General features: G+C 72.2%; 7 protein-coding genes. 4 read left to right on the top strand and 3 right to left on the bottom strand.

The annotated features are described in order from the left end of the window. Positions 1-105: 105 nt before the first annotated feature. Entirely contained in the window at positions 106-1,248 is a 1,143-nt protein-coding gene (locus ACWEV0_RS30200; RefSeq protein WP_453152838.1) for a NaeI family type II restriction endonuclease, read from the top strand. A gap of 49 nt (positions 1,249-1,297) precedes the next feature. Here the strand turns inward: ACWEV0_RS30200 and ACWEV0_RS30195 are convergent, their stop codons facing one another. Continuing rightward, positions 1,298-2,317: an aldo/keto reductase family protein gene (locus tag ACWEV0_RS30195; RefSeq protein WP_453152837.1), complete on the bottom strand. Its 1,020-nt coding sequence runs from the start codon at positions 2,315-2,317 to the stop codon at positions 1,298-1,300. A gap of 85 nt (positions 2,318-2,402) precedes the next feature. Then, positions 2,403-3,092 (bottom strand): response regulator, encoded by a 690-nt coding sequence (locus ACWEV0_RS30190; protein WP_453152836.1) that lies wholly within the window; start codon positions 3,090-3,092, stop codon positions 2,403-2,405. Positions 3,093-3,451: 359 nt separating this feature from the next. Here ACWEV0_RS30190 and ACWEV0_RS30185 point away from each other — a divergent pair, with 359 nt between their 5' ends. The 3 genes from ACWEV0_RS30185 to ACWEV0_RS30175 all read left to right on the top strand — a co-directional run bounded on the left by ACWEV0_RS30185 (position 3,452) and on the right by ACWEV0_RS30175 (position 6,468). Continuing rightward, positions 3,452-4,312 (top strand): ABC transporter ATP-binding protein, encoded by an 861-nt coding sequence (locus ACWEV0_RS30185; protein WP_453152835.1) that lies wholly within the window; start codon positions 3,452-3,454, stop codon positions 4,310-4,312. Beyond that, the gene (locus tag ACWEV0_RS30180) at positions 4,309-5,184 is read left to right on the top strand and encodes an ABC transporter permease (RefSeq protein WP_453152834.1); all 876 of its coding nucleotides are present in this window, start codon (positions 4,309-4,311) and stop codon (positions 5,182-5,184) included. Before ACWEV0_RS30185 ends, ACWEV0_RS30180 begins: the two co-directional genes overlap by 4 nt. A 198-nt stretch (positions 5,185-5,382) precedes the next feature. Next, complete coding sequence (locus ACWEV0_RS30175) at positions 5,383-6,468, top strand: ABC transporter substrate-binding protein (RefSeq protein ID WP_453152833.1); 1,086 nt, start codon at positions 5,383-5,385, stop codon at positions 6,466-6,468. On the opposite strand, the gene ACWEV0_RS30170 is transcribed toward ACWEV0_RS30175, so the two are convergent. Beyond that, complete coding sequence (locus ACWEV0_RS30170) at positions 6,431-7,948, bottom strand: glycosyltransferase 87 family protein (protein ID WP_453152832.1); 1,518 nt, start codon at positions 7,946-7,948, stop codon at positions 6,431-6,433. The two genes, ACWEV0_RS30175 and ACWEV0_RS30170, sit on opposite strands and share 38 nt — an antisense overlap. Positions 7,949-7,966: the final 18 nt, after the last annotated feature.

The following is a 7,966-nucleotide window of genomic DNA, read 5'->3' as shown; positions in this document are numbered from 1 at the left end:
GTACGAGGGGCAGGGCGTGGTGGTCGCGTACGCGCCGGACGCGCCGCGCGAGCTGCAGTACTCGGTCACCGACGTGGACCGGAAGCTGCGGTCCACCGGGGGCCGGTGGTGGAGCCGCCGGGCACCGACGCCGCCGTCGAGTACACCCGGACGATGCTGCGGTTCGAGGACTTCGTCCGCACGTCGGAGAACTACCCGGACGACACCACCCTCTGCGTCTCCCCGGAGGCGTACGCGACGATCTCGCACGTCGCGGCGGACTCCGAGCTCGCCCTCCGCCTCACGCCGCGCGAAGTGCGCACCGGGACGGGCACGATGGTGTGCGTGATCCTCACCCCGCAGGTGGACCTCAGTCGCTGGGACGCCGAACTCCTCGCACTCGCGAGGGTGTTCAACGAGCTGGATCCGCAGGGGGAGATGCTCGCCCGGACGCTTCGCGACACCGTCGACACTGCCCTCGCCAAGCGCGGCACGGGCCGCTTCGACCCGGCTGACCTGAGCATGGTGGAAGTGGCCGGCATCTCGGTGGATCTGGAGCGACGGCTCGCCGAGGGCACCTTCCCGTTCCGCCGCGGCCCGAGCGGCCCGCTGACCTGGGAACGCCCGGGCAAGCCCGTACCCCTGCACGCCGAGGTGGTCCCGCACGGCCCCGACCGGGAGTTCGGCGACCGCCGCCCGAGCGACCGGATGTGCCTGCTCCTCTACGTGGACGAGGTCGCCGCCCGCTGGTCGGCGGGGCTGGTACGGGGCGGGCCGCCGCGCGTCGCGCCCGGCAGCGTCCTCTGGCTCCACCGCGACGCGCCCCTCCCCGAGAACGTCCTCCTGGGCCTCGAACCCGACGCCCGTACGGCCGTCCTCGCCGAACCCGACGACGTGACCCGCGTCGCCGAGTTCTTCCGCCGCGTCCGCTTCCGCACGGTGCCCGCCACCGCTCTGCGCCCGCTGATCCACGAGCGCGAGTGGGAGCGGGCCCGCGAGCGCGTCGTCCGCCTCGCCGGCGCCGCCCTGCGCGCCGAGGGCCTGCTGCTCCTCGCGGGCAACCCGCGCGGCCGTGCCATGGCCGAGGCCCTCAGCCTTCCCGTCCCGGCGAGCGACGCCTACCTCTGCGTCCCCCTCACCCGCCGCACGGCCGGACACGGCTCCGGCCCGTCGGTCACGGTCGACGGCACGACCTGGGTCGTCGGGGGCCCGGAGGACGAACTCGCGCCGCTGCCGACGGGGTTCCCCGGCCTCCGCACCGGGCGGTAACCGCTACGGCCCGGGCCGGGCGAAGGGGAGGGGAACCCCGGCGGGACCGCTAACCCTGCCAGGCCGGGTCGACGTCCATCAGCCGGGCCGTCTTCGACGGGTCGCGGTCCACCAGGCCGCCGAGGACCTCGTCCACCGCCGCCAGCAGCTCCGCGTCGAGCCTGACGCCCGCCGCCGCGGCGTTCTCCGTGACCTGCTCGGGACGCGTGGCGCCGATGATCGCGGAGGAGACGCCCTCCTGGTTGAGGGTCCAGGCGACCGCCAGCTGCGCCATCGTCAGGCCCGCCTGCTCGGCGAGCGGGCGCAGGCCCTGGACGCGGGTGAGCAGCTCCGGGCCGAGGACGCGGCCGATGAAGCGCGGAGCCCGCCCGCCGACCGTGGCCCGGGAGCCGGACGGAGGCTGCTCGCCGGGCTGGTACTTGCCGGTGAGGACGCCCTGGGCGAGGGGCTGGAACACGAACTGGCCGATGCCCTCGCGCCGGCACAGGGGGAGGACCTCGGGCTCGATGACCCGCCACAGCATGTTGTACTGCGGCTGGTTGGAGACGATCCGGCTGCGCAGCCCCAGCTGGTCGGCCAGCTCCAGCGCGGAGGCGATCTGCGGCGCGGTCCACTCGGAGACGCCGAGGTAGAGGACCTTGCCCTGGCGGACCAGGTCGTCGAACGCGATCAGGGTCTCCTCCAGCGGCACCTCTTCGTCGAAGCGGTGCGCCTGATAGAGGTCGACGTAGTCCGTGCCGAGGCGCCGCAGGGAGGCGTGACAGGACTCCATGATGTGCTTGCGCGACAGGCCGCGATCGTTCGGGCCGTCACCGGTCGGCAGACAGACCTTGGTGGCGATCTCCAGCGAGGAGCGGCGAACGCCGGCCAGCGCCTTGCCGAGCAGCTCCTCGGCGGCGCCGAGGGCGTAGACGTCGGCGGTGTCGAAGGTGGTGACTCCCGCGTCGAGGGCGGCCCGCACACACGCCAGGGCGTTGTCCTCGGCGACGGTCTCGCCGTGGGTGAGCCAGTTTCCGTAGGTGACTTCGCTGATCTTCAGGCCGCTGCGGCCGAGTTGACGATGCTCCATGATCGCGCAGCCTATGCCCGCACCCGATCGGAGCGAACGGAATATCCCGTCGTCCGGCCCGGATACGGGGCCGCACGGCGACCGGTCAGTGGGCGGTGCGATAGCGGTGTTCGGGGCGGCCGGTGCTGCCGTAGCGGAGTTCCAGGAGGACCGTTCCCTCCTTGACCAGGTAGGACAGGTACCGCTGCGCCGTGGCGCGGGAGACGCCGATCTGCTCGGCGGTCTCGGCGGACGACAGGGCGGTACCGGCGGTGCGCAGGGCCCGGTGGATCGCGGTGAGCGTGGGCGCCGAGTGGCCTTTGGACGGGGACCGGGGGACCGCGGGTGGGCGGGCGGCGCTGAACAGTGCGTCCACGTCGGACTGGTCGGCGGCGGTCGCCTGGCCGAGCGCGGCCACGCGGTCGTGGAGCCCGCGGTAGGCGCCGAGCCGTTCGGTGAGGTCGGCGGAGCCGAACGGCTTCACCAGATAGCCGACGGCGCCCAGTTTCATGGCGGCACGGACGGAGGATATGTCGTGGTCGGCGGTGATCATGAGGGCGTCGGGGCGGGACACGACCGGGTTCTGGCTGAGCTGTCGCAGGATGTCGAGTCCGCTGCCGTCGGGCAGGAAGACGTCCAGCAGCAGCAGGTCCGGGTGCAGCGTCCGTACCGCCGCCAGGGCCTCCGCCACGGTCGCCGCCTGGCCGACCACCTCGAAGCCCTCGACCCGGCGTACGTAGCTGCTGTGGATCTGGCCGACCCGGAAGTCGTCGTCCACCACCAGGGTCCGGATCATCGGCCCTCACCTCCTAGGGGCAATGCTCCCGAGACATGGGCGCCACAACTGCCTCTTCGCTCCGGCGTGCGTCGTGCCGGGCCGGCCCCTGCGCCGTAACCCGTGGTGGCGCGATTGTGCCTGATGGCGGGAACGCTGCCTACCCCCCGGCCACTGAGCAGAACGAGCAGAAGTCGCCTTTACGCGACTTTCGCGGGTTACCTCGGAAACAGCGACGTCACGAACGGCTGCCTCTAGCGTCTGCCTGGCCTCGACCTGAGAGGGACCCGCAGGGACTCCTGAGCGACTCCCCGGCGGCTCCCCAGGAACTCCGAGAAGAGGAACTTCGAGGCACTCCGAGAAAGGGAAGGAGACGGCCCATGGCTTCGCGAAACGATGTCGCGACCAGCCCGGTCTCCCGTGCGACAGAGCGTGCCGACGCACGTATCGAGATCTCCGGGCTCACCAAGCGGTTCCTGACTCCTGCCGGTGAGGTGTTCACGGCGCTGCAAGGGGTGTCGTTCACCGTGGAGCCGGGACAGTTCTGCGCCGTGGTGGGTCCGACGGGCTGTGGCAAGTCCACGACACTGGGCATGGTGTCCGGGCTCGACCGGCCCAGCGAGGGCTCGGTCAAGGTCGGCGGCCGCGAGGTGGACGGCATCACCGACGGCGTCAGCTTCATGTTCCAGGCCGACGCGCTGCTGCCCTGGAAGACCGTCCTCGGCAACGTGCTGATGGGTCCCGTCTTCCGCGGTGTGCCCAAGCAGAAGGCGCTCGCCCAGGCGCGCGACTGGCTGCGCAGGGTCGGTCTCGCCGGGTTCGAGGACCGCTATCCGCACCAGCTGTCCGGCGGCATGCGCAAGCGCGTGGCGATGGCCGCGGCGCTGATCAACGAACCCAAGATCCTGATCATGGACGAGCCGTTCGGCGCCCTGGACGTGCAGACCAAGGCGATCATGTCGACCGAGCTGCTGGATCTGTGGGAGCAGATCCGTCCCTCCGTCATCTTCATCACCCACGACCTCGACGAGGCCGTGGCGCTGGCGGACCGGGTGGTCGTGATGACCTCCAGCCCCGGCTCGGTCAAGGAGGTCTTCGACATCGACCTGCCACGGCCCCGCGGCTCCGTCCAGGAGATCCGTTTCCAGCCCCGGTTCATCGAGCTCCAGCACCAGATCTGGGACACGCTGCGCGAAGAGGTGGAGCGCGCCTACGCGAGCACCGCAGGAGGCAAGGCATGAGCACGACGTCCACCGCTCCCGCCGCCGTCGCCGACGGCGGCAAGGGCTCGCCCGCGGCGGCCGCCCGCAGCGCCGCCCGGCGGCGTGTCGCCCAGGTCTGGGCGGGGCGCGTCGGCCTCGCGGTCTTCGTGATCGGCGGCTGGCAGGCGTTCACCACCTGGGGCATCGTCGACCCGTTCTTCTTCGGACAGCCGTCCGGCATCGCGAAGCGGCTGGTCGAGCTCTTCCAGGACGGCACCGGGTTCGGGTCCTTCTACGCGAACATCTGGACCACCATCCAGGAGGCGCTCCTCGGCTTCGTCGTGGGCTCCCTCACCGGCGTGGTCTTCGGCGTCGCACTCGGGCAGAGCCGCTATCTCGCCGACGTGCTGGGCCCCTACATCAAGATGGTCAACGCGATCCCGCGTATCGTCCTCGGCTCGATCTTCATCGTCGCCTTCGGCATCGGCGTCACCCCGAAGATCCTGCTCGCCGCGGTGCTGGTGTTCTTCATCGTCTTCTTCAACGCCTTCCAGGGCGTGCGCGAGGTCGACCGCAACATCCTCGCCAACGCCCGGGTGCTCGGCGCGTCCCAGTGGCAGATCATCCGGCACGTCGTGGTGCCCTCCGCGCTCACCTGGATCATCGCCAGCCTGCACAGCGCCTTCGGCTTCGCCATCGTCGGCGCGCTCGTCGGCGAGGTGCTCGGCGCGCAGAGCGGCCTCGGCCTGGTCATCAAGACCGCGCAGAACAACTTCGACCCGAACGGCGTGTTCGCCACAATGCTCGTCATCGCGGTGATCGTGCTGGGCGCGGAGTGGCTGATCGGCAAGCTCGAACACCGGCTCCTCTCCTGGCGTCCGCCGAGCCCCTCCGAGGCCGCGGGCCTCTGAGCGGCGCGCCGCCGAGCCGCCGGCGCCGGACGTCCGGGCGACGGGTCGCCGCGCCGCCGGCCTGAATGGCCTCTCCGCCAACCGTCTCTCCCCCCCCGCTCACCACCACCTTCACCCCCTCCCCGTATCCCCGCTCGTCTCGTCACCCGCCCCCGCGTGCCGGAAGACCCGAGCAGGATCTGAAAGGAATGAGCCGCCATGCTCAAGAGAGCACTCACCGCAGCGGTCGCGACCGTCCTCACCCTCGGCGCGGTCACCGCGTGTTCCAGCAGCTCCGCGGACACCGGCTCGGACGGCTCCGGCGGCATGCCGACCGTCAAGCTCATGGTCGGCGGCATCGACAAGCAGATCTACCTGCCCTACCAGCTCGCCGAGAGCCTCGGCTTCTACAAGAAGTACGGCGTCAGGGTCGAGCTGAGCAACGAGGCGAACGGCGGTGTCGGCGCCGACACCGCCATGGCCTCGGGGCAGGTCGACATGGCGGGCGCCTGGTACGTCCACGCGATCGACTTCGTGGCCAAGGGCAAGGGGATCGAGTCGGTCGTCCAGCTGTCCGGCGCGCCGGGCGAGCGGGAGATGTGCACGACGAAGAGCGGTGTGAAGTCGGCCGCCGACTTCAAGGGCAAGACGCTCGGCGTCACCGACATCGGCTCGGGCACCGACACCCTGACCAAGTTCATGGCCGCGCAGAAGGGCCTCAAGGAGGACCAGTTCAACCGCATCGCGGTCGGTGCGGGCTCCACCGCCATCGCCGCGCTCCAGAACGGCAAGGCCGACTGCGTCATCACCACGCAGCCGACCGTCTCCGCGATCGAGAAGAAGGGGGTCGGCGCCTCCGCGATCGACCTGGCCACCACCGACGGCGCCAAGGCCGCGCTGGGCGGCGCCTGGCCGGCGGCGAGCGTCCTCGCCCGTACCGACTGGGTGAACTCGCACAAGGACACGGTGCAGAAGGTCGTCAACGCGCTCGTGGCCACGATGCACTGGATGGACACGCACAGCGCCGCCGACATCGCGAACAAGCTGCCGTCGTCGTTCGTGGCGAACGACCTGGTGACCAAGGACGACTACATCAAGGCCCTGGAACAGGACAAGGACCAGTTCCTGCCGGACGGCATCATGCCGGCCGGCGGCCCGAAGACCGTGCTCGCGACCGAGGTGATGGTCGGCAAGGCGGAGCCGTCGCTCGACCTCGGCAAGACGTTCACCAACGAGTTCGCCCTGGAGGCCAACAAGAAGCTGGGCCTCACCGCCACGACGACCCCGGCCGGGGCCGACGGCTGAGTCGCCCGCGCCCGTACGGGGCCGCCCCGGCGTCTGCCGCCCGGGCGGCCCCGTGCCGCGCGCACCGAGGCCACGCCGTGTCCGGTCCCGTGGTCCGCGCGGTGAGGTCCCGCCGCGCACCCGCAGACCGTCCGACGTTCCGCCGCCGCGCCCACCACATCGCGCCCACCACGATCCCCGCCGCCCCGTAGGCGGCGGTGCCGCCGTCCGGGCCGGTGACCGGACCCGCCAGATACGCCACCGCGCCGGCGAGGGCGACGCCGAGCCACTCCCAGCGCCCGTCCAGGGCGACGAGAGCGACGAGCAACAGGGCGTACCAGGAGTAGCCGGGCGTGAACAGGAGGAATCCCGTACCCGTGGTCAACAGGGCTCCGCACCAAGGGCGTTCGGGGTCACCGCGCCACCACACCGCCACCGCCACCGCCGCCGTCCCCAGCGCCGCCGCGGGCAGCGCCCACGCGTCGGGCAGCACGAGCCGCAGCAGGGCGTACCGTCCGCCCGCGCCCGGGTCGTCGTAGCCCTCCTCCCGCGTGTAGCCGCCCAGATAGCCGAGGACGGAACCGTCGGACAGCAGGACGTACGGCACGTACGCCAGGGCGACCGCCGCCGTGACGGACAGCGCCACGGCCGCGACCGTGCGCGGCCGCCGGACGCCGGACAGCACGCCCGGCAGCAGCACGGCGGGCAGCAGCTTGGCGGCGACCGCAAGACCGAGCAGCACTCCGCCCGTGACGCGGCGACGCCGCGCCACGAGAGCGAGCGCGCCGACCGACAGGAGCACCGCCAGGACGTCGACGTGGGCGTTGTCGACGGCCTCGACGGGGACCGCGGGGCACCACGCCCAAAGGGCCGCCCGGCGCGGATCCCCGCGTCGGCGCAGAACGCCGGTCAGGAGGCCGCTGACGGCCAGCGAGAGCAGCGCCGCGCCCGTCTGGAGCCCCTTGTGACGGACGCCCGGCGGCGACAGCGCGTGGACGAGGAGGAACCAGCCCTCCGCCACCGGAGGGTAGATCGTGTGCACGGCCGGCCGGTTGATCCGCGTGCACCGGCCGCCGGCCAGCGGTGCGAGGTCCGCGTCGCCCCGCCCGCACGCCGCGGGGCCGGGGAAGAGCCAGTCGTCACGGAGCCCGGCGAGCGCCGGGTCCGCGGGCGCGTGGTCGTACGGCGAGATGCCCGCTGCCTGCACCCGGCCGTCCCACGCGTACCGGTACGAGTCCGTGCTCGTCCGCGGGGCCGCCACCAGCCCCGTCGCCGTCACCGCGACCGCCCCGGCGAGCAGGAGCGGGACGACGTGCCGGCGGGGGACCCGGCGCAGGGCGGCCACCGCCGCCGCGAACACCGCCCAGGTGCCCGCGTAACCGGTCAGGAATCCGGTCCCGTGGGAGCCCCCGCGGAGCAGGAGGGTCAGCGAGACGGTCAGGAGCGACAGCAGAAGAGCGGTGACGGCGACGGGGAACGGGAGACGGCGGACGCGGTTCATGGGCGCAGACTGGCAGCG

The sequence above is a fragment of the Streptomyces sp. NPDC003943 genome (assembly GCF_053605265.1).
Note: the sequence above shows the minus strand (reverse complement) of the source record. Positions and strands in the feature narration are given on the sequence as shown.

Excerpts from the sequence above, each read along its gene's own strand:
- ACWEV0_RS30195 (WP_453152837.1), bottom strand. The coding sequence starts at position 2,317 with ATGGAGCATCGTCAACTCGGCCGCAGCGGCCTGAAGATCAGCGAAGTC.
- ACWEV0_RS30190 (WP_453152836.1), bottom strand. The coding sequence starts at position 3,092 with ATGATCCGGACCCTGGTGGTGGACGACGACTTCCGGGTCGGCCAGATC.
- ACWEV0_RS30185 (WP_453152835.1), top strand. The coding sequence starts at position 3,452 with ATGGCTTCGCGAAACGATGTCGCGACCAGCCCGGTCTCCCGTGCGACA.
- ACWEV0_RS30180 (WP_453152834.1), top strand. The coding sequence starts at position 4,309 with ATGAGCACGACGTCCACCGCTCCCGCCGCCGTCGCCGACGGCGGCAAG.
- ACWEV0_RS30175 (WP_453152833.1), top strand. The coding sequence starts at position 5,383 with ATGCTCAAGAGAGCACTCACCGCAGCGGTCGCGACCGTCCTCACCCTC.
- ACWEV0_RS30170 (WP_453152832.1), bottom strand. The coding sequence starts at position 7,948 with ATGAACCGCGTCCGCCGTCTCCCGTTCCCCGTCGCCGTCACCGCTCTT.